We start from the raw sequence: 23,690 nt of genomic DNA on the forward strand, positions 1-23,690 counted from the left end.
CTTACGCCTTCTCGATGTTAACTAAAAACGCTTTGTATTCCGGCGTTTGCGAGTTTGCATCACCGACATTCGGCGTCAGGGTGTTGGCGATATAGCCTTTACGCGCGACTCCTTCAAAGCCCCAGTGGATTGGGATCCCAACCGTTTCAACCTGCTGACCGTTGACGTTCAAAGTACGCAGACGACGGGTAACCACGGCAACTGCGCGAATAAATCCACGCTTGCTGCTGACTTTCACGTGATCGCCGTTGTTGATACCTTTCGCTGCCGCCAGCGTTTCGCTGATTTCCACAAACTGCTCTGGCTGGGCAATCGCATTCAGCAATGCGTGCTTGGTCCAGGTATGGAAATGCTCGGTCAGACGATAGGTCGTCCCGACGTACGGGAAGTCCTGTTTCGTACCCATGCGGAGCTTATCCGCTTCGTACAGACGCGCTGCCGGGTTGGAGATCACGTTCGGGTGCAGCGGGTTAGTACCCAGCGGTGTTTCCATCGGCTCGTAGTGTTCCGGGAACGGACCTTCCGCCATCTTATCGATAGCAAACAAACGCCCCAGCCCTTCCGGCTGCATGATAAACGGATTGGTACCGCTGCCTGGTGCCGCAGTATTGAAGTCCGGGATATCGTTCCCCGTCCACTTCGTACCGTTCCACTGGATAAGCATGCGTTTTGGATCCCACGGTTTACCCTGTGGATCCGCCGAAGCGCGGTTATACAGCACGCGACGGTTCAACGGCCATGCCCAAGCCCAGCCCAGCGTATTACCGAGACCTGACGGGTCGGCATTATCGCGATTGGCCATCTGGTTGCCCTGCTCGGTCCAGCTACCGGTATAAATCCAGCAGGATGATGAGGTAGAACCATCATCACGCAGCAACGCAAAGCTGTTGAGCAACTGACCTTTTTTCGCAACCAGCACGCCGTTAGCATCATAGAGGTCTTCCAGCGCATAGCCGTTGTTCTCTTTTGCCACTTCCTCTGAGTGCGGTTCGTCCGGCTGCTTATAGTTCCAGCTCATTTTCAGAACGGGTTCTACCGCTTTACCGCCTTCAGTGCGATACATGTCGCGCAGACGATGGTAAATACCGGCCAGAATTTCGCCGTCGTTGCGGGCTTCACCCGGTGCGTCCTGACCTTTCCAGTGCCACTGCAGCCAGCGGCCGGAGTTGGCGATGGAGCCGTCCTCTTCCGCAAAGCAGGTCGATGGCAAACGGAAGACTTCGGTCTGAATAGATGCCGGATCGACGTCGTTTGATTCACCGTGGTTCTGCCAGAACGTTGAGGTTTCGGTCACCAGCGGATCGATAACCACCAGATACTTCAGTTTGCTCAGGCACTGCACCACTTTGTTTTTGTCCGGGAAGGACGCAACGGGGTTAAAGCCCTGACAGATGTAGCCGGTAACTTTTCCGCTATCCATCATGTTGAAGTATTTGATGACGTCGTAGGACTGATCCCACTTCGGCAGCCACTCAAAGCCCCAGTCGTTCTCTTTCTGCGCCGCATTGCCGTAGAAAGATTTCATTAGACTGACGAAGAACTTCGGATAGTTACCCCAGTAGTTAACCTGGTCGGCCAACGTCGCTTTTGGCGTATTAGCAGCCAGATAGGTTTGCAGATCCGTCTGTTTCTCTGACGGCAGCGTCAGGTAACCTGGCAGACTGGTAGAGAGCAGACCTAAGTCGGTTAATCCCTGAATGTTGGAGTGACCACGTAAGGCGTTAACCCCGCCACCTGCCATCCCCATGTTGCCGAGCAGCAACTGGATCATCGCCATGGTACGGATGTTCTGCGCCCCTACGGTATGTTGTGTCCAGCCCAGCGCATACAGGAACGTAGTGGTGCGATCCGCCGCGCTGGTGGAAGCCAGTACTTCGCAGACTTTCAGGAAGTCTTCTTTCGGCGTACCGCAGATGTTTTCCACCACATCCGGCGTGTAGCGGGAAACGTGCTGTTTTAGCAGATTCCACACGCAGCGAGGATGGCTTAACGTTTCATCGCGTTTCGCGTAGCCGTTTTCATCGAACTGGTAGTTCCAGGACGATTTATCGTATTGGCGTTTTTCCGCGTCATAGCCGCTGAACAGACCGTCTTCAAAAGCAAAGTCATCCCGCACCAGCAGGCTGGCGTTGGTGTAATGCCTCACGTATTCAGCGTTAATTTTGTTGTTTTCAATCAGGTACAGCAAGACACCGGACAGGAACGTAATGTCCGTGCCGGAACGAATTGGCGCATAGATATCCGCCACCGAGGCTGTACGAGTAAAACGAGGGTCAACAACAATCAGCGTGGCATCATTGTTGTTTTTGGCTTCCATCGCCCAGCGGAATCCCACCGGATGTGCTTCAGCGGCATTACCGCCCATCACCATCACGACGTTAGCGTTTTTAATATCAACCCAGTGGTTGGTCATCGCACCGCGACCAAATGTTGGAGCAAGACTTGCTACCGTTGGTCCGTGTCAGACGCGCGCCTGGTTGTCTACTGCCAGCATGCCGAGTGAGCGCACAAATTTTTGCGTCAGCATGCCAGTTTCATTACTTGCCGCAGATGCACACAGCATCCCGGTTGAAAGCCAGCGGTTTACCGTTACGCCCTGCTCATTCTTCTCAATAAAGTTGGCGTCACGGTCAGTTTTCATCAGCTTCGCGATGCGGGTGAATGCTTCATCCCAGCTGATACGCTGCCATTTGTCGGAACCAGGAGCGCGATATTCCGGGTAACGCAGACGGTTTTCACTGTGCACGTAATCCAGTAATCCTGCGCCCTTAGGACATAATGCCCCGCGGCTCACCGGATGATCCGGATCCCCTTCAATATGGTAAATCGACTCTTTGGCGTTTTTTGCTCCATCTCCCAGGCTATACATTAATAGCCCGCAACCTACGGAACAGTATGTGCAGGTGTTTCGGATCTCTTTGGCGCGTAACAGCTTATAGTTTCGCGCCTGAGCCAGTGCCATTTTGGGTGCAAAACCCAGAGCGGCTACTGTTGTTCCCGCCATACCGCCCGCGCAGATTTTAAAAAATTGTCTGCGGCTGACGTCCATTGCTTTCCTCTTTTTTGCAGGGGTTCGTACAGGAAATCTCTCAAATTGCGCGAGCGCGGCAGTCTGAAAGATGCCATGTACAACTTCGCGACGAAACTATCAGCTATATCCATATTTTTTTTGCGTCAAATCAATAACGAAACGGTTCCGCTACTAAATAGTGCACTTTGTTTAACCTTTGTACCCATAAGGGAGTATGGGAAAGGCAATTGATTAGCGCGCTACGGTATAAAAGTGCTATAAATTTCAGCTTAATTTTTTGCCAGCACCATGGACAGACAATCAGAATGACAAAACAAAAAGCAACGTTAATTGGGCTCATTGCCATAGTGCTCTGGAGCACTATGGTCGGACTCATGCGTGGAGTAAGTGAAGGGCTGGGTCCTGCGGGCGGCGCGGCAATGATTTTTTCGTTAAGCGGCCTGTTACTGATTTTTACCGTCGGCTTTCCGAATATCAGGAAAATACCTGTTCGCTATTTAATCGCCGGTAGCGTGCTTTTTGTTAGCTATGAAATCTGTTTAGCGCTGGCTCTCGGTTATGCGGCTACTCGTCACCAGGCTATTGAAGTCGGTATGGTTAATTATCTCTGGCCAAGTCTGACGATATTGTTTGCTATTTTATTTAATGGTCAGAAAACAACCTGGTTGGTAATCCCTGGATTAATTATCGCATTGACCGGGGTGTGTTGGGTATTGGGTGGCGAAAATGGCCTTAATCTTGATGAAATTATCAGCAATGTTGCCAGCAGTCCGCTCAGCTATTTTCTCGCCTTTCTCGGCGCTTTTATCTGGGCAACGTATTGTACGGTGACCAATAAATATGCAAAAGGCTTTAACGGCATCACCGTATTCGTTTTACTGACGGCAGCAACTTTGTGGGTTTACTATTTTATTACCCCTCAACCGGAAATGGTTTTCAGTACTTCGGTGACGATTAAAATGTTCACTGCAGCATTAACGTTAGGATTTGCCTATGCTGCGTGGAATATTGGCATTTTGCACGGCAACGTGACCGTCATGGCTGTTGGGTCTTATTTTACCCCGGTGCTCTCCTCCTCGCTGGCCGCGGTGTTGCTCAGCGCCCCGCTGTCGCTTTCGTTCTGGCAAGGTGCGCTGATGGTCTGCGCAGGCTCTCTGCTTTGCTGGCTGGCAACGCGACGCGCCTGATAAAAAGTCGGGTTTTATCACAAACAAATAAAACCCGGCTATACTTTAGGCAAATTGATGAATAATATTTGTTCATTCCACCTGCGATTATGTTTATATTTGTTTAATTAAATGTTAAATATATGGTAATTAATTAACATTCGAAAGTATTACCTGGTTATTTATATCTCTTCACTTGTATATATTACACCTGCGAAATTAACACCATTTAAACCATAGCCTGCACAATAGTCCCGTATGTAAATATACCCATTCAGATCTGTCACATATTATGATTAATACAATCAGCTATATTATGTAGATCTGGATCACACAACTTCAAATATTTCGCAATAATATGAAACTTATTATTGAACTTATACCACTGCGTCATTTAAAAATAGTTTGCCATTGACGAACCCCTTCGTTTAGCAATGGTTTAGGAAACACACCAAGAAAAAATTATAAGGATTATTTAGAATGAAACTTAAATTAGTTGCAGTGGCAGTGACTAGCCTGTTGGCGGCAGGTGCGGTAAACGCAGCTGAGGTATATAACAAAGACGCAAACAAACTGGATATCTACGGTAAAGTTCACGCTCAGCATTACTTCTCTGACGACAACGGCAGCGATGGCGACAAAACCTACGCGCGTCTGGGCTTCAAGGGCGAAACCCAGATCAACGACCAACTGGTTGGTTTCGGTCAGTGGGAATATGAATTCAAGGGCAACCGTTCTGAAGATCAGGGTTCCGAAGCAGACAAAACTCGTCTGGCATTCGCTGGCCTGAAATTCGCTGAATACGGTTCTTTCGACTACGGTCGTAACTACGGCGTAGCATACGACATCGGCGCATGGACCGACGTTCTGCCAGAGTTCGGTGGCGATACCTGGACCCAGACTGACGTCTTCATGACCCAGCGTGCTACTGGCGTTGCAACCTATCGTAACACCGACTTCTTCGGTCTGGTTGAAGGTCTGAATTTTGCCCTGCAGTACCAGGGTAAAAACGCCCGTAGCAACGACAAAGAAGCTAACGGTGACGGCTTCGGTCTGTCTACCACTTATGAGTACGAAGGCTTCGGTGTAGGTGCAACCTATGCGAAATCTGACCGTACTGATTCTCAGAACAACCACAATGGTCTGTTCAAAGCTGACGGTAAGAACGCTGAAGTTTGGGCTGCTGGCCTGAAATATGATGCGAACAATATCTACCTGGCAACTACCTACTCTGAAACCCGTAACATGACTACCTTTGGTGGTACTGTTAACGGTAGTAAGATCAACGGTATTGCAAATCAAGCACAGAACTTTGAAGCTGTTGCTCAGTACCAGTTCGACTTCGGTCTGCGTCCGTCCATCGCTTACCTGAAATCCAAAGGTAAAGACATTGCATTCTTCGGCGACCAGGATCTGGTTGAATACGTAGACCTGGGTGCTACCTACTACTTCAACAAAAACATGTCTACCTTCGTTGATTACAAAATCAATCTGCTGGACGACAACAACTTCACCCGCGCTGCCGGTGTAAGCACTGACAACATCGTGGCTGTTGGTCTGAACTACCAGTTCTAATTTTGTTGTAGCCTGAATAAAAAGCCAGTCCTTCCAGGGCTGGCTTTTTCTCTTAATGTAGACTCGGTCATAAGGAGTATGCCGTGCAGACATTCACTGGTCGTTGTCTTTGCGGACAGAGTCATTTTACCGTCGACGTCGAAATGCTGGATGTCTATGCCTGCCATTGTACCCTGTGCCAGAAGTGGTCGGGCGGCATCGCTATGTATCTGGAAGCCAGCACTCATCCGCTGATGTCGCCAGATTCAGCAGAACCTGCGCACTTTCCTTCTTCAAATCGTGGTGAACGTTTCTTTTGTTCTGGTTGCGGGTGCCCGCTGTGGTTTACCCTGACGGGCAGCGATCGCTATTTTGTGCCGTGGACGCTGCTGGAGCTTAATGAGGTAGATCGCCGCCGCCTGGTGTTAGCGGCAGAGATCTATACGGAAACGCAGCCCGCATTCTGGAGACTGACGGGGCAATACGCTCGACTCAGTGGGAAAGAAGTCGAAGAAATGGATTACCCCTGTCATTTAGCTCATTAGTTATTGACGCTGTACCTTTGCCAGACTGAACCACATTCCTACCGCTAATACGATAAGCATGCTGCCGGCGCTGCTTAAGGCTACGCTGTGCGACCAGGTAAAGGCTTCTTTAGCAGCCGACAGCAACGCCTCACTCAGCGACGATGGGAGCGAATGCGCCAACTGCACCGCCTCACCCATTGACGATGAGGCTCGTTCTATCTCCTGCGGATTAAGGCCAACTGGCGGCAGAATCGAGGCTGAAAAGCTGCGGCTTAACAGCAAACCAAAGATAGCGATCCCAAGCCCGGCGCCCAGTTCATAAGCCATCGTCTCAATGGCGCCCGCGGCTGCGGCTTTTTCTGCCGGAGCTGCCGCCATGATAGCCGCCGTTGAGGCCAGGAGCGCACTCGCCGCGCTAAAACCGAGCAACGCCATTAATATCCAGGCTTGAATCTGCTGAGTGCTGAAATCCGTCATCGCCAGACCGTAAAAGCTCACAGCGCTCAGCGCCATACCCGCCGTGGCCACACACCGTAATCCCAGACGTGACACCAGCATGCCGGCAATCGGTCCGCTGAAGCCGCTTGCCAGCATCACCGGCAGCATAAAAAGGCCCGCCTGATAAGGCGTTAAACCATGAACAAACTGTAGCTCCTGAGCCATCAGTAACTCGAACCCTACCAGAGTTATCATCGCGGTCATCGCCATCACTACGCCGCTTAAGATAATGCGATGCGTGAACAACCGCATATCAATCATCGGGCGGGAAGCAGCTAGCTGGATACGGACAAACTGCCACAACAATAAAGCGCCGGTTAACAACGTCAGCGCGATCGCAACGGTCGCCGTATGCCCTTTCAGGGCGGTTTTAGCGCTGTAGACCAGCAGCAGAATGGCGACAATCAGCATTATCGCATGACCAAAATTTAACGATTGATCGCGACGTCCGGCCTGACGCGGCACTAAGCGTGCAGTTAAGGCCATTACCACCAGGACAATCGGCACATTAATTAAGAACACGGATCCCCAGTAGAAGTGCTCCAGCAGCATCCCGCCAACGAGTGGGCCAAATGCCGCACCGCCAGAACCGACCGCGGCCCAGACGCCGAGCGCCATATTACGATGCCGTTGCTCTGCGAACGTGGCGCGAATCCCCGCAAGCGTTGCCGGCACAATCATCGCCGCGCCAATCGCCAATACCGCCCGGGTGGCTATCAGCCAGCTTGCACTGTGGGCAAAAGCGGCCGCCAGCGATGCGAGACCAAACAGTCCAGCGCCTAATAGCAGCAGGCGTTTAAAGCCGATGCGATCGCCCAGCGCGCCCATTGGCAATACCATACCGGCCATTACCAGGGAATAAATATCAATGATCCACAGCAGCTCGTTACCACTGGCACCCAGCGTCATACTCAGCGTGGGCGCGGCAACGTGCAGCACCGTTGCATCAATCGCAACAGGGATGTAGACCAGCACAATAATGACTAACGTTAACCACTGACGAAACATAAAACTCCCTAACGAAACTTAAACTGGACACATGTCCAACTTGAGCGATCCTACGGAAAATTGAACATATGTCCAACTTTTTGTTAGACTGCGTGATACACGGGTACAGGAGGAAAGATGAGCTATCTGAATCGGGATGAACGTCGGGAAGTTATTCTGCAGGCGGCCATGCGTGTCGCGCTTGAGGAAGGGTTTACCGCGATGACGGTGCGACGCATTGCAGCTGAAGCACACGTGGCAACGGGCCAACTACACCACCACTTTGCCTCTGCCGGCGAACTTAAATCCCAGGCATTTGTACGTCTGATCCGTACCCTGCTCGACGCGGAACTGGTCAGTGAAAATGCCAGTTTTCGTGAGCGACTGCATGCCATGCTGGGCAGCGAAGATGGCGGATTCGAACCCTATATTAAGCTATGGCGTGAAGCGCAGGTTGTGGCGGGTAAAGATCCAGAAATCAAAAGCGCCTACCTGTTGACCATGCGGATGTGGCACGAAGAAACCGCCAACATCATCACTCAGGGACAGAAAGCCGGTGAGTTTTCCTCCACCCCAGATGCCGCCGACGTAGCCTGGCGCTTAATCGCATTGGTCTGCGGTCTGGATGGTATGTACATATTAGGCATTGAGGAAATGGCCGATCCTGCATTCGATCGCCATCTTGACCGTATGATTACGCTGGAGTTATTTATTTGACGCAATAGATGAATTAACAATACATCTTTTATGTTTACAATTGGTAACACTTAAGCAACGTGTAATTCTCCCATCACGCCGCGTTATTGCGCTTTTTTATCTATTCTTTCAGTCAATATTCCTAAAACTTTTCAATAGTTTCTAAAAAGAAGCCGCGCGGCGCTGCATGCGTTTATTTCTTTTTCATGAACGGCATGTGCATGGAGAATAATATGTCATCATCAAATGAGAAAAATAATCGTTATCTTTTAACTGACTGGAAACCAGAGAACCCCGGCTTTTGGGAAAACAAAGGCAAGCACATTGCACGCAGAAACCTATGGATATCATTGAGTTGCTTGCTGCTTGCTTTCTGCGTCTGGATGTTGTTCAGCGCCGTTGCCGTCAATCTGAATAAAATAGGCTTTAATTTCACCACCGACCAACTGTTTTTATTAACGGCATTGCCCTCTCTTTCTGGTGCAATATTGCGCGTTCCCTACTCCTTTATGGTACCTATATTTGGTGGGCGCCGTTGGACCATTTTTAGTACGATCATTCTGATTATTCCCTGCGTCTGGCTCGGATTTGCCGTGCAAAATACCGCTACTCCGTTTGGCGTATTTATTATTATTGCGCTGATGTGTGGTTTTGCTGGCGCTAACTTTGCCTCCAGCATGGGCAATATCAGCTTTTTCTTCCCCAAAGCGAAGCAAGGCAGTGCGTTAGGCGTGAACGGCGGTCTCGGCAACCTCGGCGTCAGCGTAATGCAGTTGATTGCGCCTTTGGTTATCTTTCTGCCCATCTTTACCTTTTTGGGCGTTCAGGGCGTACCGCAAGCTGACGGCTCGTTATTGTCGCTGGCCAATGCCGCATGGATTTGGGTGCCGTTACTGCTGATAGCCACCGTGGCGGCAGGTATGGGAATGAACGACATTGCCAGTTCGAAGGCTTCGATCGCTTCCCAATTACCGGTCCTCAAGCGTTTTCATCTGTGGTTATTAAGCCTGCTGTATCTTGCCACCTTCGGTTCATTTATCGGTTTTTCTGCAGGTTTTGCCATGCTGGCGAAAACCCAGTTTCCTGACGTGAATATCCTGCAACTGGCGTTCTTCGGCCCTTTCATCGGCGCGCTTGCGCGATCGGCGGGCGGCGTTATCTCTGACAAGTTCGGCGGAGTACGCGTCACGTTAATTAACTTCATCTTTATGGCGCTGTTTAGCGCCCTGTTGTTTCTCACCCTGCCAGGATCAGGCGAAGGGAACTTTGTCGCTTTCTACCTGGTGTTTATGGGCCTGTTCCTGACCGCGGGTCTGGGAAGCGGGTCGACCTTCCAGATGATTGCGGTGATCTTTCGCAAAATCACGATTTACCGGGTGAAGCTGCATGGTGGTACCGAAGAGCAGGCTCAACGTGAAGCGGTAACCGATACCGCCGCCGCCCTGGGATTCATCTCAGCCATTGGCGCTGTAGGGGGCTTCTTCATCCCTAAAGCGTTTGGCTCATCACTGGCGTTGACCGGCTCTCCGGTGGGTGCCATGAAAATATTCCTCGTGTTTTACATCGTCTGCGTGCTGGTGACCTGGCTGGTCTATGGCCGTAAATCACAAAAAAAATAACGAAATGGATACCGCAGGATCGGACATTCGGCCAGGCCGGGAGTTCGATTCACCGTCGGCAATATTATCGAAGCAGGAGTTATGTCATGAGTAAACTGTTAGACCGCTTTCGCTACTTTAAACAAAAGGGCGATACGTTTGCCGAGGGGCACGGGCAAGTGATGCACACCAACCGGGACTGGGAAGACAGTTATCGTCAGCGCTGGCAGTTCGACAAAATTGTGCGTTCTACCCACGGTGTTAACTGTACCGGCTCATGCAGCTGGAAAATCTACGTCAAAAATGGACTGGTAACCTGGGAAACGCAGCAAACCGACTACCCACGAACCCGCCCTGACTTGCCAAATCATGAACCCCGCGGCTGCCCGCGCGGCGCCAGCTATTCCTGGTATCTTTACAGCGCCAACCGCCTGAAGTATCCGCTGGTGCGTAAACGTCTGATAGAACTGTGGCGCGATGCCCTGTCCCGCCAGCCCGATCCGGTGCTGGCCTGGGAATCCATTATGAACGACCCGCAAAAATGCCAGAGCTACAAGCAGGTACGCGGGCGCGGAGGTTTTATCCGCTCCAACTGGAAAGAGCTTAATCAGTTGATTGCCGCCGCTAACGTCTGGACAGTGAAAACCTATGGCCCGGACCGCGTGGCTGGATTCTCCCCGATCCCTGCGATGTCGATGGTCTCCTATGCTGCAGGTACACGCTATCTCTCGCTACTGGGCGGAACCTGCCTGAGTTTCTATGACTGGTACTGCGACTTACCGCCCGCCTCACCAATGACCTGGGGTGAGCAAACCGATGTGCCAGAATCCGCCGACTGGTATAACTCCAGTTATATCATCGCCTGGGGCTCTAACGTGCCGCAGACCCGTACCCCGGATGCGCACTTTTTCACCGAAGTACGCTACAAGGGCACCAAGACGATTGCCATTACGCCGGATTACTCGGAAGTCGCTAAACTGTGCGACCAGTGGCTGGCACCTAAGCAAGGCACCGACAGTGCGCTGGCGATGGCAATGGGCCACGTCATCCTGAAAGAGTTCCACCTCGACAATCCCAGCGATTATTTCCTCAATTACTGTCGTCGCTATACCGATATGCCGATGCTGGTTTTACTGGATGCCCGGGAAGATGGCAGCTATGTGCCTGGACGCATGATGCGCGCCTCAGACCTTGTCGATGGTCTGGGTGAAAGCAACAATCCGGAGTGGAAAACGGTAGCCTTTAACAGTGCTGGCGAACTGGTTGTCCCGAACGGATCTATCGGTTTTCGCTGGGGTGAGCAAGGCAAATGGAACCTGGAACCCCTGGCGGCTGGCGCGGAAACTGAGCTTACTCTCTCGCTGCTCGGTCAGCATGATGAAGTGACCGGCGTGGCATTCCCCTATTTTGGCGGAAATGAAAACCCGCATTTTCGCAGCGTAAAACAAGAACCGGTGCTGATCCGTCAACTGCCGGTAAAACATCTTACCCTCGCCGATGGCAGCCGTTGCCCGGTGGTGAGCGTCTATGATCTGGTATTGGCGAATTACGGCCTCGACCGTGGTCTGGATGACGTTCATAGCGCGCAAGATTACAGCGAAGTGAAAGCCTATACCCCTGCCTGGGGCGAGCAAATTACCGGCGTGCCACGCCGTCATATCGAACAAATCGCCCGCGAGTTTGCCGATACGGCGCATAAAACGCATGGCCGTTCGATGATCATTCTCGGGGCTGGCGTCAACCACTGGTATCACATGGATATGAACTACCGTGGCATGATTAACATCCTCGTGTTCTGTGGATGCGTGGGGCAAAGCGGCGGTGGCTGGGCGCACTATGTGGGCCAAGAGAAACTGCGACCGCAAACCGGTTGGTTACCGCTGGCCTTTGCGCTGGACTGGAACCGACCACCCCGTCAGATGAACAGCACTTCGTTTTTCTACAACCACTCCAGCCAGTGGCGTTATGAAAAACTCACCGCGCAAGAACTCCTCTCTCCACTGGCCGATGCGTCTAAGTTTACCGGACATTTGATTGACTTTAACGTGCGTGCAGAAAGGATGGGCTGGCTGCCGTCCGCGCCGCAGCTTAACCTCAACCCACTGACCGTAAAAGCAAAAGCCGAACAGGCGGGGCTGTCTCCTGCGCAATACACCGCCCAGGCGCTGAAATCGGGGGATATTCGTTTTGCCTGCGAGCAGCCGGATAGCGGTAGCAACCATCCGCGCAACCTCTTCGTCTGGCGCTCTAACCTGCTCGGCTCCTCCGGTAAAGGGCATGAATACATGCTCAAGTATTTACTGGGTACCGAAAGCGGGATCCAGGGGGAAGCGCTTGGCTCAAGCGAGGGTATCAAACCTGAAGAGGTTGAATGGCAGTCGGCGGCGATAGAGGGCAAACTTGATCTGCTGGTCACGCTCGATTTCCGTATGTCGAGCACCTGCCTGTTCTCCGATATCGTTTTGCCAACCGCTACCTGGTATGAAAAAGACGATATGAACACCTCGGATATGCATCCGTTTATTCATCCGCTGTCGGCGGCGGTCGATCCCGCCTGGGAATCGAAGAGCGACTGGGAAATTTATAAAGGCATCGCCAAAGTATTCTCTGAAGTTTGCGTCGGACATCTTGGACAAGAAACGGATGTGGTATTGCAACCGCTGCAACACGACTCCCCGGCAGAGCTGGCGCAGCCGTTTGACATTCTGGACTGGCGCAAAGGCGAATGCGATCTTCTTCCTGGGAAAACGGCGCCCAATATCGCCGTTGTGGAACGCGACTACCCTGCCACCTACGAACGCTTTACTTCACTTGGTCCACTCATGGACAAGCTCGGCAACGGTGGGAAAGGCATAGCGTGGAATACCCAGGCGGAAGTCGATTTCCTCGGCAAGCTTAACTACACCAAGCGCGAAGGTCCGGCGAAAGGAAGACCGCTAATTGACACCGCGCTGGATGCCTCTGAGGTGATCCTTGCCCTGGCGCCGGAAACGAACGGTCAGGTGGCGGTGAAAGCCTGGGAAGCGCTGGGGGCGATGACCGGACGCGACCATACGCATCTGGCGTTGAACAAAGAAGACGAGAAGATCCGTTTTCGCGATATTCAGGCCCAGCCGCGCAAAATCATCTCCAGCCCTACCTGGTCCGGGCTGGAAAGTGAACATGTCTCTTATAACGCTGGCTATACCAACGTCCATGAGCTGATCCCCTGGCGTACCCTGTCCGGTCGCCAGCAGTTGTATCAGGATCACGCATGGATGCGTGCGTTTGGTGAAAGTCTGGTGGCGTATCGCCCGCCTATTGATACCCGCAGCGTCAGCGAAATGCGCGAAGTTCCGCCTAACGGCTTCCCGGAAAAAGCGCTCAACTTCCTGACCCCACACCAGAAATGGGGGATCCACTCTACCTACAGCGAAAACCTGCTGATGCTGACGCTGTCACGTGGCGGACCCATTGTCTGGATCAGCGAGACCGATGCCAAAGAGTTGGGCATTGAGGATAACGACTGGATTGAAGCCTTCAACGCCAACGGCGCGCTTACCGCGCGTGCAGTGGTGAGTCAACGCGTGCCGCCGGGAATGACCATGATGTATCACGCTCAGGAGCGAATCATGAATATCCCCGGCTCGGAAGTCACCGGAATGCGTGGCGGGATCCATAACTCGGTCACCCGCGTCTGCCCAAAACCCACGCATATGATTGGCGGCTATGCGCAACTGGCATACAGCTTCAACTATTACGGCACGGTCGGCTCTAACCGCGATGAGTTCATCATGATTAGAAAAATGAAAAATATTAACTGGCTGGATGATGAAGGTCGCGATCAGGTACAGGAGGCGAAAAAATGAAAATACGCTCACAGGTAGGCATGGTTCTTAATCTGGATAAGTGCATCGGCTGCCACACCTGCTCCGTTACCTGCAAAAACGTCTGGACCGGACGTGAAGGGATGGAATACGCGTGGTTTAACAACGTCGAGACCAAACCGGGTATAGGTTATCCGAAGAACTGGGAAGATCAGGAAGAGTGGCAAGGCGGCTGGGTTCGCGATGTTAACGGCAAAATAAGACCGCGTCTGGGCGGCAAGATGGGCGTAATCACCAAAATTTTCGCCAACCCGGTGATCCCGCAAATTGACGACTACTATGAACCGTTTACCTACGATTATCAGCATCTGCATAGCGCGCCGGAAAGCAAGAATCAGCCCACCGCACGCCCACGTTCGCTGATCGATGGTAAACGGATGGACAAGATTATCTGGGGGCCCAACTGGGAAGAGCTGCTGGGCGGCGAGTTCTCAAAACGCGCCCGCGACCGTAACTTTGAGAAAATGCAAAAGGAGATGTACGGCCAGTTCGAAAACACCTTCATGATGTATCTGCCGCGTTTGTGTGAGCATTGCCTGAACCCAAGTTGCGTCGCCACTTGCCCGAGTGGTGCTATCTATAAGCGTGAAGAAGATGGCATCGTGCTGATCGATCAGGACAAATGTCGCGGCTGGCGCTTGTGCATCAGCGGTTGTCCGTACAAAAAAATCTACTTTAACTGGAAGAGCGGTAAGTCTGAGAAGTGCATTTTCTGCTACCCGCGTATTGAGTCTGGCCAGCCGACGGTATGTTCGGAAACCTGCGTTGGACGTATTCGTTATCTCGGCGTATTGCTGTACGACGCCGACCGTATTGAAGAAGCGGCCAGCACCGAGCATGAGACCGATCTCTATGAGCGTCAGTGCGATGTGTTCCTTAATCCGCACGACCCGGCGGTCATTGAAGAAGCGTTAAAACAAGGTATTCCGCACAACGTCATCGAAGCGGCCCAACGTTCGCCAGTTTACAAAATGGCGATGGACTGGAAGCTGGCGCTGCCGCTGCACCCGGAATATCGCACCCTGCCGATGGTCTGGTATGTTCCGCCGTTGTCACCGATTCAGTCGGTCGCTGACGCAGGCGGACTGCCGCACAATGGCAACATTCTTCCTGCGGTTGAATCACTGCGAATTCCGGTTCAGTACCTCGCCAACATGCTAAGCGCAGGCGATACCGGTCCGGTGCTACGCGCGCTCAAACGGATGATGGCCATGCGCCACTATATGCGCGCGCAAACCGTCGAAGGCGTGACGGACACCCGCGCGATTGAGGAAGTGGGTCTGACCGTTGAGCAGGTTGAGGAGATGTACCGCTATCTGGCCATCGCCAACTATGAAGACCGCTTCGTGATCCCAACCAGTCACCGTGAAATGGCGCGTGACGCCTTCCCGGAGAAAAATGGTTGCGGGTTTACCTTTGGTGACGGCTGCCATGGTTCAGATACCAAATTCAACCTGTTTAACAGCAGTCGTATTGATGCCATCGACATCACCGAAGTGCGCGATAAAGCGGAGGGGGAATAATGCAAATCCTGAAGGTTATCGGCCTGCTTATGGAATATCCCGACGAGCTGCTGTGGGAGTGTAAAGACGACGCGCTGGCGCTTGTGGCCAGCGATGCCCCTATGCTTACCGAATTTAGCCAGGGGTTGCTCAATGCCCCACTGCTGGATAAACAAGCCGAATGGTGCGAAATATTCGACCGGGGCCGGGCCACCTCTCTGCTGTTGTTTGAACACGTCCACGCCGAGTCCCGTGATCGGGGCCAGGCGATGGTTGATCTACTGGCGCAGTACGAAAAGGTCGGGCTACAGCTTGACTGCCGCGAACTGCCGGATCATTTGCCGTTGTATCTGGAGTATCTGAGCGTGCTGCCGGAGGCCGAGGCCAAAGAAGGACTGCAGAACGTCGCACCGATTCTGGCGTTACTGGGTGGGCGCTTAAAACAGCGCGATACACCGTGGTATCAACTGTTCGACGCCCTGCTGCTGCTTGCCGGAAGCCCTCTTTCAAGTGACAGTGTCACCAAACAGGTTGGCGCGGAAACCCGCGATGATACCCGTCAGGCGCTGGATGCAGTCTGGGAAGAGGAACAGGTGAAGTTTATCGAAGATAACGCCACCGCCTGCGACAGTTCACCGTTACAAAACTATCAACGACGCTTTAGCCAGGACGTGGCGCCGCAGTATGTCGACGTCAGCGCGGGAGGCCCGAAATGATACAGTACCTGAACGTCTTTTTTTACGATATCTACCCGTACCTGTGTGGGACGGTGTTTATCCTCGGCAGTTGGCTACGCTATGACTACGGGCAATACACCTGGCGCGCCTCTTCCAGCCAGATGCTGGACAAACGCGGTATGGTATTATGGTCCAATCTGTTCCACATCGGCATTCTGGGGATCTTTTTCGGACACCTGTTCGGCATGTTAACGCCGCACTGGATGTATGCCTGGTTCCTGCCGATTGCGGTAAAGCAACAGATGGCAATGATTGCCGGTGGGCTATGCGGCGTGCTAACGCTGGTTGGTGGCGCAGGTTTGCTGGTGCGCCGTCTGACCAACCCGCGTATTCGTGCGACATCTTCCACCGCCGATATTCTGATCCTCTGCGTTCTGTTGATTCAGTGTATCCTCGGCTTAACCACCATCCCGTTCTCTGCGCAACATCCAGACGGCAGTGAAATGCTGAAACTGGTCGGTTGGGCGCAGTCGGTGGTGACCTTCCAGGGCGGCGCGTCTGCGCATCTGGATGGCGTGGCGTTGATTTTCCGTGTGCATCTGGTTCTTGGGATGACAATCTTCCTGCTGTTCCCGTTCACTCGCCTGGTCCACGTCTGGAGTGCGCCGTTTGAGTACTTTACCCGTCGCTACCAAATAGTGCGTTCCCGCCGCTAATTTCCTCTGCTGCCCGGTAGCGCTTGCGCTTACCGGGCCTGGATGGCGCATGATGGGAAAACGTTACGTGTTCAGGGACATCAGGGCCGCGCGCTCGGGCGTGACGGGATTGTTGATGTAACGGTGACTATCCGTGAAAACCTGCCGGAAAAAGTCACCATTACCGGTTCGGCGGTGATCTTGTTTCACGCAGAATGGGCAATAGATTTTTAATCATTTCCGTAAGCCGGATAAGGCGATGACGCCGCATCCGGCATGACTTACGATGCCCCTATTTTCCCGCCTCCGGATGCGTATCAAACGCCGCCATGACCGTCGCCAGCTCACCGAGTGTAAACCCATGCTTCACATCATCCACGCCTAGTCCAAAACGTTCTTGCAACAAAGCATACAGGCTGGCGACGTCCGGCAGATTAATCTGCTCCACCGCGTGTCCATCCTGATAATGGGTAAAATGAAAATTGGTTAATGTTAATTTCCCGCCGTCAGGCAGATGACGACACATCAGCAGATGATGGCGAAAATGCGATTGTGGCCAGTGAGCAGACCAAAAGTTGCCCATCAGATAATCGCTCTGGTGCTGTACCACCAGGTCGAAATGGTACATCGATTGCCAGTGTTCATGATGACGGAACTGCAGGATCCAGTCTTCACCCTCCTGAATCAGCCGATACTCGCCGTGTGGCGTCTTCTGCTCAATGTTAGCCTGCAGACGAATCGGCGCCGTCAGCGTTTGCCCGCCGAAGCCAACGTCGGCAATCCACTGTTCTCCTTGTAACTCGACCAGCAGCAAACGATGCGTGCGCGGCGGCAGGCTTGACGGATTTGCCAGTACCACACGCCCGAGCAGACTGCGTACGTTAAAACCGATCTCACGTAGCGCTCGTTCAAACACTCCGTTCTGTTCAAAGCAATAACCGCCGCGACGCGCCGTTACCAGCTTCTCTTCCAGCGACAAATCGTCAAGCTGCATTTCACGGGGCAGCAATACATCCAGGTTTTCAAAAGGTATGGCGGCGTTGTGCAATAAATGCAGCGCTCGTAAGGTTTCAATGTCGACCCAGGCCAAATCTGACCAACCAATACGGGCAAAATAAGCGGTTAAAAAAGGCGTCATACGGAGTTCCTGTTCGGTTAATGCAGTACTTATAACGCATTTTTAAATTTACGCCGTCGATTTTGTGCGTTGTTCCTCCTGGTGAGGCGACAAAATCGCTAATACCGTTAATATCTATGTTTATTGTGGTGTGTTATCTCTCAGCCAAGGAGCATCCATGAGCCATTTTCGTCCGATCGAATTAAAACACGCCAGTCGGCTACTCAATCACGGTCCTACGATATTGATAACCAGCCGGGATGAGCATACCGAGCGGCGAAATGTGATGGCAGCGGCATGGTCAATGCCCGTGGAGTTTGAACCACCGCGGGTAGCAATTGTTGTTGATAAGACCGCCTGGTCACGTGAACTAATCGAACGTAGCGGTAAATTCGGCATCGTTATCCCGGGCGTTGCCGCCGTCAACTGGACCTGGGCCGTAGGCAGCGTTTCTGGTCGAGCGGAAGATAAATTCAACTGCTACGGCATTCCCGTAGTGCAAGGACCGGTCCTGGGTTTACCGCTGATAGAAGCGAAATGCCTGGCCTGGATGGAGTGTCGCCTGTTGCCGGCCACTGCGGCACTAGAAAAATATGACACGCTGTTTGGGGAAGTCGTCTCGGCTGCCGCTGATGAGAGAGCCTTCGTCGAAGGACGTTGGCAGTTTGATGATGGCAAGCTCAATACTTTGCATCACCTTGGAGCCGGAACGTTTGTCTCCAGCGGGAAGCGTTTTATCGCTGGTGAATGATACTCTGCCAACGGATGGCAGTTCTCCGCTGTCATCCGCAACTGTTTTCTTAAAACTGCTGAAAAACCAATCAGATAAATTCTCCCTCCTTCCTTGCTGAATCATTCGCGTGAATTATAGTTAATCTTGCACTAACGCAAATATCTAATCAAAACATTATCCGTGAAAGCAGCATCCCCCAACTGTACTTATGAAGTGTCAGAGAGGTTTTACGATGCAACTTAATAGAATCGCACAGAGTTTTATACTGGCTGGGTTACTCACATCGTTATCTGTTCCCGTTATGGCCGCTGAAGCTCCCAAAGACGCCACCGCCTCCACGCAACAAGCCAACAACGCGCTATACAACCAACTGCCATTCTCCGATAACACCGACTTTACCGACGCCCACAAAGGCTTTATCGCTCCACTCCCGCAGGAAGTGATCAAAGGTGAAGAGGGAAATGTTATCTGGAATCCGCAGCAATACGCGTTCATCAAAGAAGGCGATAAAGCGCCGGATACGGTAAATCCGAGCCTGTGGCGCCAGTCCCAGTTGATCAACATCAGCGGGCTATTTGAAGTAACGGATGGCGTTTACCAGATTCGTAACCTCGATCTGTCGAACATGACCATTATTGAAGGTAAAGAAGGCGTTACCGTCGTTGACCCGCTGGTTTCTGCAGAAACGGCTAAGGTCGGGATGGATCTTTACTTTAAAAACCGCGGTCAAAAACCGGTTGTCGCGGTGATTTATACCCACAGCCACGTTGACCATTACGGCGGCGTACGCGGCGTTGTTGATGAAGCCGACGTTAAAGCGGGCAAAGTGAAAATTTATGCGCCTGCCGGATTTATGGAAGCTGCGGTCGCTGAGAATATCATGGCAGGTAACGTCATGAGCCGCCGCGCGAGCTACATGTACGGCAACCTGCTAAAACCTGATGCCAAAGGTCAGGTCGGCGCGGGACTGGGAACCACAACTTCTGCGGGAACCGTTACCCTGATTGCGCCAACGAATATCATTGAGAAAGATGGACAAAAAGAGGTCATTGACGGCCTGACCTATGATTTCATGCTGGCCCCGGGTTCTGAAGCGCCTTCGGAGATGCTGTGGTACATCGAAGAGAAGAAACTGATCGAATCTGCTGAAGATGTCACCCACACCCTGCACAATACCTACTCTCTGCGCGGAGCCAAAATCCGTGAACCGCTGCCGTGGTCCAAATACATCAACGAAGCGATTGTCCGCTGGGGTGATAAAGCAGAAGTGCTGATGGCGCAGCACCACTGGCCTACCTGGGGTAATGACAAGGTTGTAAGCCTGCTGAAAAGCCAGCGCGATTTGTACCGTTACATCAACGACCAGACGTTGCGCATGGCTAACGAAGGTCTGACCCGCGATGAGATCGCCGCAAACTTTAAGCTGCCGGACTCACTGGCCCACACCTGGGCTAACCGCGGTTACTATGGCTCCGTGAGCCATGATGTAAAAGCAACCTATGTGCTCTATCTCGGCTGGTTTGACGGCAACCCGGCAACGCTGGATGAACTGCCGCCGGAAGAATCTGCGAAGAAATTTGTCGACTACATGGGCGGCGCTGACGCCATTTTGCAGAAAGCAAAAGCCGACTATGACCAGGGTAACTACCGCTGGGTAGCTCAGGTGGTGAGCAAAGTGGTGTTTGCCGATCCGAATAACCAGGCCGCGCGTAATCTGGAAGCGGATGCGCTGGAGCAATTGGGGTATCAGGCTGAATCCGGCCCGTGGCGTAACTTCTATCTTACCGGGGCGCAAGAGCTGCGTAACGGCGTAGTCAAAGGCCCAACCCCGAATACCGCCAGCCCGGATACCGTTCGCGCCATGACGCCGGAAATGTTCTTCGATTATCTGGCGGTGCATATCAACGGACAAAAAGCGGGCGATGCGAAGTCGGTGTTTAACATCGACCTTGGTAGCGACGGTGGTAAATACAAACTTGAGCTGGAGAATGGCGTACTGAACCATACCGCCAATGTCGAAGCAAAAGACGCCGACGCCACCGTCACGCTGAATCGCGACACGCTGAACAAAATCATCCTCAAGGAAGTGACGCTAAAACAGGCGCAAGACAGCGGTGACGTGAAGATAACCGGTGACGGCACCAAGCTTGATGCCATGCTCGGCTATATGGATAAGTTCGAATTCTGGTTCAACATCGTTACGCCGTAATCACAACGAAAATGGGCGGATTATCCGCCCGTTTTTTCTTACATACTGTAGCCGGGTTTTTTAATCAACTTTGCCATCTGCGGCGCTATTTCCGCATCCCACACGCCCTGCCACGCCTCGGGCTCAATTTCATTGAGCGCCACGCTCACGGAACTGTCTTTGCTTTGCAAATGACGAATAATGACCTCGGTAATATCCGCCGCCAGCGCATTTTTTTGTTCGTCGGTAAGGGAGCGGGGAAAACATTTAATATCAACGTGCGGCATAGCAGATTCCTTAATGTTTTGGGATGCAGGTAACTTATGCGGACTCTCGTTCAACCAGGTGAAATCCGACATCAATAATATCGTCTTCACGCGGAATTTGTTCGATACGATCGGCAAGCAGAGAGGCGGCACGTTGTCCAATGGCCCGTCGGTCGACGCTGACGGTGGTGATGGCTGGTCGGTTACTGGCAGCAAAATCGAGATCGCCAAAACCGATAACCGCTAACTCCTGCGGCACGCGCAGACCACGACTTTCGGCTTCCATGATCGCCCCCTGGGCTAGCGTATCTGAGCTACAGACAATGACATCAAAAGCGCCTTCAGCCAATAGTTGAGCTAATCCGCTGCGCCCCAATGCCAGAGAGGCCGGTAGCGGGACATCCACCTGAGCCTCAGCGGCAATACCATGACGACTCAGCGCATCGCACAGTCCTTGTTTACGCTGGCCTGCCCGACGATCGGCTGTCCATAGCAAGCCAGGACGGCGATAGCCTTTTTCCAGCAAATAATCTGCCACCGCCATCCCGACTTTTTCATGCGAAAATCCGACCAGCATATCAATAGGTGTTGGCGTTAAATCCCAGATCTCCACGACCGGAATGGCTGCATTAAGAATCACCTTTTTCAGTTCGGCGGTATGATGAATGCCGGTGAGCAGTACGCCATCCGGGCGGCGAGAAAGCAGTGTCGCCACCAGCTCAGCCTCTGTTTGCGGCGTATAACCCGACACGCAGAGTAAGATGTGGTATCCGCGTTCAGCCAGTTCATCGCTCAATGACTGGATGGTATCGACAAACATATTGTTGTTAATTTGCGGGACCACCACGGCGATAAGCTTACTGCGTCGTGACGCCAGTCCGCCGGCCAGCGCGTTGGGAATATAGCCGGTGGCGCGTACCGCTTGCATTACTTTTTCCACCGTTTTCGGGCGCACCAGCTGCGGGGTATTCAACGCCCTGCTCACCGTCATGGGTGACAATCCCGCGGTACGGGCAACATCTTCCAGCGTGGGGGCGCGCGGAGGTCTGGAGTTTTTCACTGTCGATGCCCTTGTCAAAAATCGCCGATGTATCCTGGCATTATTCATCATGATTTGGGCTATTGCCAGCGTCGCTCGGTGATAATGCAGGGAAAACAGCAGCTTAGTTAATTATCGCCGCTCAAAATGATAGCGCAATCACAAAGATTTGTGCATTTCTCCATAAAGTATTGGAATGTGACGTCGTTTATAATTTACCACCCTTTTCTCTCAGTATTTGTGAGCAATTGTTCAAATCGCAGTCAATTCACTGGCACAGTGATTGCGCTAACATTAAAAATGATAGCGCAATCATTCGTTATCACCAGGAGAGAACATTATGTCTTTAAGTGCCAATTCTGATGCCGTGACCTATGCCAAATCGGCCAATGCAAAAACCGCGGCAGAAACCGGCGATCGGATCGAATGGGTTAAGCTATCCCTCGCTTTCCTTCCCCTGGCAACACCAGTAAGCGATGCCAAAGTGCTGACCGGTCGTCAGAAACCTCTAACCGAAGTCGCCATTATCATCGCCGAGATCCGCAGCCGTGACGGGTTTGAAGGCGTTGGATTCAGTTACTCAAAGCGGGCTGGCGGTCAGGGGATCTATGCGCATGCCAAAGAAATTGCCGATAACCTGTTAGGCGAAGACCCAAACGATATCGACAAGATCTACACCAAGCTGCTGTGGGCTGGCGCCTCCGTGGGACGTAGCGGCATGGCGGTTCAGGCAATCTCCCCTATCGATATCGCCTTGTGGGATATGAAGGCCAAGCGTGCAGGGTTGCCGCTGGCAAAACTGCTGGGTTCGCATCGGGACTCCGTGCAGTGCTACAACACCTCCGGTGGATTCCTGCATACCCCGCTGGATCAGGTGCTTAAAAACGTGGTTATTTCCCGTGAAAACGGCATTGGCGGTATCAAGCTCAAGGTTGGTCAACCAAACTGCGCTGAGGATATTCGTCGCTTAACCGCGGTGCGTGAAGCGCTGGGTGATGACTTCCCACTGATGGTCGATGCCAATCAGCAGTGGGACCGGGAAACCGCCATCCGTATGGGACGTAAAATGGAGCAGTTCAATCTGATCTGGATTGAAGAGCCTCTGGACGCCTACGACGTTGAAGGTCACGCCCAACTGGCCGCCGCGCTTGACACCCCGATTGCCACCGGTGAAATGTTGACCAGCTTCCGCGAACATGAACAGTTGATCCTCGGAAATGCCAGCGATTATGTGCAGCCCGATGCTCCGCGTGTGGGGGGAATTTCACCGTTCCTGAAAATTATGGACCTGGCGGCGAAACACGGACGCAAACTGGCTCCGCACTTCGCCATGGAAGTTCACCTGCATCTGTCCGCAGCGTATCCCCTTGAGCCATGGCTTGAACATTTTGAATGGCTGAACCCGTTATTTAATGAACAGCTTGAGTTGCGTGATGGCCGGATGTGGGTTTCCGACCGTCATGGCCTGGGGTTTAGCATCAGCGAGCAGACGCGCCGCTGGACACAATTGACCTGCGAGTTTGGTAAACGTCCTTAATTTATTTGGCGGG

18 protein-coding genes are annotated in these 23,690 nt (G+C 52.5%); 13 read left to right on the top strand and 5 right to left on the bottom strand.

All coding sequences use genetic code 11. The annotated features are described in order from the left end of the window. Position 1 precedes the first annotated feature (1 nt). On the bottom strand, positions 2-3,049 hold the full coding sequence (gene fdnG / locus OGV94_RS11065) for a formate dehydrogenase-N subunit alpha (protein ID WP_146040266.1): 3,048 nt from the start codon (positions 3,047-3,049) through the stop codon (positions 2-4). 287 nt (positions 3,050-3,336) lie between these two features. Between fdnG and yddG the strand changes: the two genes are divergently transcribed. The 3 genes from yddG (at position 3,337) to OGV94_RS11080 (ending at position 6,296) form a co-directional block, all read left to right on the top strand. Then, on the top strand, positions 3,337-4,218 hold the full coding sequence (yddG, locus tag OGV94_RS11070) for an aromatic amino acid efflux DMT transporter YddG (RefSeq protein ID WP_286523332.1): 882 nt from the start codon (positions 3,337-3,339) through the stop codon (positions 4,216-4,218). Positions 4,219-4,677: 459 nt separating this feature from the next. After that, positions 4,678-5,772 (top strand): porin OmpC, encoded by a 1,095-nt coding sequence (gene ompC, locus OGV94_RS11075; RefSeq protein WP_043016298.1) that lies wholly within the window; start codon positions 4,678-4,680, stop codon positions 5,770-5,772. An 83-nt stretch (positions 5,773-5,855) separates the two neighbouring features. Next, on the top strand, positions 5,856-6,296 hold the full coding sequence (locus tag OGV94_RS11080; protein WP_043016297.1) for a GFA family protein: 441 nt from the start codon (positions 5,856-5,858) through the stop codon (positions 6,294-6,296). On the opposite strand, the gene OGV94_RS11085 is transcribed toward OGV94_RS11080, so the two are convergent. After that, on the bottom strand, positions 6,297-7,784 hold the full coding sequence (locus tag OGV94_RS11085) for an MFS transporter (RefSeq protein WP_043016296.1): 1,488 nt from the start codon (positions 7,782-7,784) through the stop codon (positions 6,297-6,299). It lies immediately after the preceding gene. 117 nt (positions 7,785-7,901) lie between these two features. Here OGV94_RS11085 and OGV94_RS11090 point away from each other — a divergent pair, with 117 nt between their 5' ends. From OGV94_RS11090 to OGV94_RS11120, 7 genes are all read left to right on the top strand, one after another. Further along, complete coding sequence (locus tag OGV94_RS11090; RefSeq protein ID WP_043016295.1) at positions 7,902-8,480, top strand: TetR family transcriptional regulator; 579 nt, start codon at positions 7,902-7,904, stop codon at positions 8,478-8,480. Between the two features lie 212 nt (positions 8,481-8,692). Then, positions 8,693-10,078 carry a NarK family nitrate/nitrite MFS transporter gene (locus OGV94_RS11095; RefSeq protein ID WP_286523334.1) on the top strand — a complete coding sequence of 462 codons (1,386 nt, stop codon included), beginning with the start codon at positions 8,693-8,695 and terminating at the stop codon, positions 10,076-10,078. An 86-nt stretch (positions 10,079-10,164) separates the two neighbouring features. Further along, positions 10,165-13,905: a nitrate reductase subunit alpha gene (locus OGV94_RS11100; protein WP_080625200.1), complete on the top strand. Its 3,741-nt coding sequence runs from the start codon at positions 10,165-10,167 to the stop codon at positions 13,903-13,905. After that, a complete protein-coding gene (gene narH, locus OGV94_RS11105; RefSeq protein WP_008784807.1) occupies positions 13,902-15,446 on the top strand; it encodes a nitrate reductase subunit beta in 1,545 nt (514 codons plus the stop codon). Before OGV94_RS11100 ends, narH begins: the two co-directional genes overlap by 4 nt. After that, a complete protein-coding gene (gene narW, locus OGV94_RS11110) occupies positions 15,446-16,141 on the top strand; it encodes a nitrate reductase molybdenum cofactor assembly chaperone (RefSeq protein ID WP_181230424.1) in 696 nt (231 codons plus the stop codon). Before narH ends, narW begins: the two co-directional genes overlap by 1 nt. Next, positions 16,138-16,818, top strand: coding sequence for a respiratory nitrate reductase subunit gamma (gene narI / locus OGV94_RS11115; RefSeq protein WP_003833047.1), 681 nt, complete (start codon positions 16,138-16,140; stop codon positions 16,816-16,818). Before narW ends, narI begins: the two co-directional genes overlap by 4 nt. 6 nt (positions 16,819-16,824) lie before the next feature. Further along, positions 16,825-17,031 (top strand): PhzF family phenazine biosynthesis protein, encoded by a 207-nt coding sequence (locus tag OGV94_RS11120; RefSeq protein ID WP_259651646.1) that lies wholly within the window; start codon positions 16,825-16,827, stop codon positions 17,029-17,031. A gap of 58 nt (positions 17,032-17,089) precedes the next feature. Here OGV94_RS11120 and nhoA read toward each other — a convergent pair whose 3' ends face one another. Next, positions 17,090-17,935 carry an N-hydroxyarylamine O-acetyltransferase gene (nhoA, locus tag OGV94_RS11125; protein WP_047411185.1) on the bottom strand — a complete coding sequence of 282 codons (846 nt, stop codon included), beginning with the start codon at positions 17,933-17,935 and terminating at the stop codon, positions 17,090-17,092. Positions 17,936-18,092: 157 nt separating this feature from the next. Between nhoA and OGV94_RS11130 the strand changes: the two genes are divergently transcribed. Then, the gene (locus OGV94_RS11130; protein ID WP_047411182.1) at positions 18,093-18,665 is read left to right on the top strand and encodes a flavin reductase family protein; all 573 of its coding nucleotides are present in this window, start codon (positions 18,093-18,095) and stop codon (positions 18,663-18,665) included. A 214-nt stretch (positions 18,666-18,879) separates the two neighbouring features. Next, complete coding sequence (locus OGV94_RS11135) at positions 18,880-20,856, top strand: alkyl/aryl-sulfatase (protein WP_286523338.1); 1,977 nt, start codon at positions 18,880-18,882, stop codon at positions 20,854-20,856. Between the two features lie 38 nt (positions 20,857-20,894). Here OGV94_RS11135 and pptA read toward each other — a convergent pair whose 3' ends face one another. Together pptA and OGV94_RS11145 are read right to left on the bottom strand one after the other, a co-directional pair. Next, the gene (gene pptA, locus OGV94_RS11140; protein WP_043016288.1) at positions 20,895-21,122 is read right to left on the bottom strand and encodes a tautomerase PptA; all 228 of its coding nucleotides are present in this window, start codon (positions 21,120-21,122) and stop codon (positions 20,895-20,897) included. 34 nt (positions 21,123-21,156) lie between these two features. After that, positions 21,157-22,209 (bottom strand): LacI family DNA-binding transcriptional regulator, encoded by a 1,053-nt coding sequence (locus OGV94_RS11145; RefSeq protein WP_370638287.1) that lies wholly within the window; start codon positions 22,207-22,209, stop codon positions 21,157-21,159. A gap of 271 nt (positions 22,210-22,480) precedes the next feature. Between OGV94_RS11145 and OGV94_RS11150 the strand changes: the two genes are divergently transcribed. Continuing rightward, positions 22,481-23,677, top strand: a complete 1,197-nt coding sequence (locus tag OGV94_RS11150) for an L-talarate/galactarate dehydratase (protein ID WP_043016286.1) — start codon at positions 22,481-22,483, stop codon at positions 23,675-23,677. The last annotated feature ends 13 nt before the right edge of the window (positions 23,678-23,690 follow it).

This window comes from Citrobacter sp. Ce006 (assembly GCF_030336535.1).
Taxonomy (GTDB): Bacteria; Pseudomonadota; Gammaproteobacteria; order Enterobacterales; family Enterobacteriaceae; genus Citrobacter; species Citrobacter europaeus.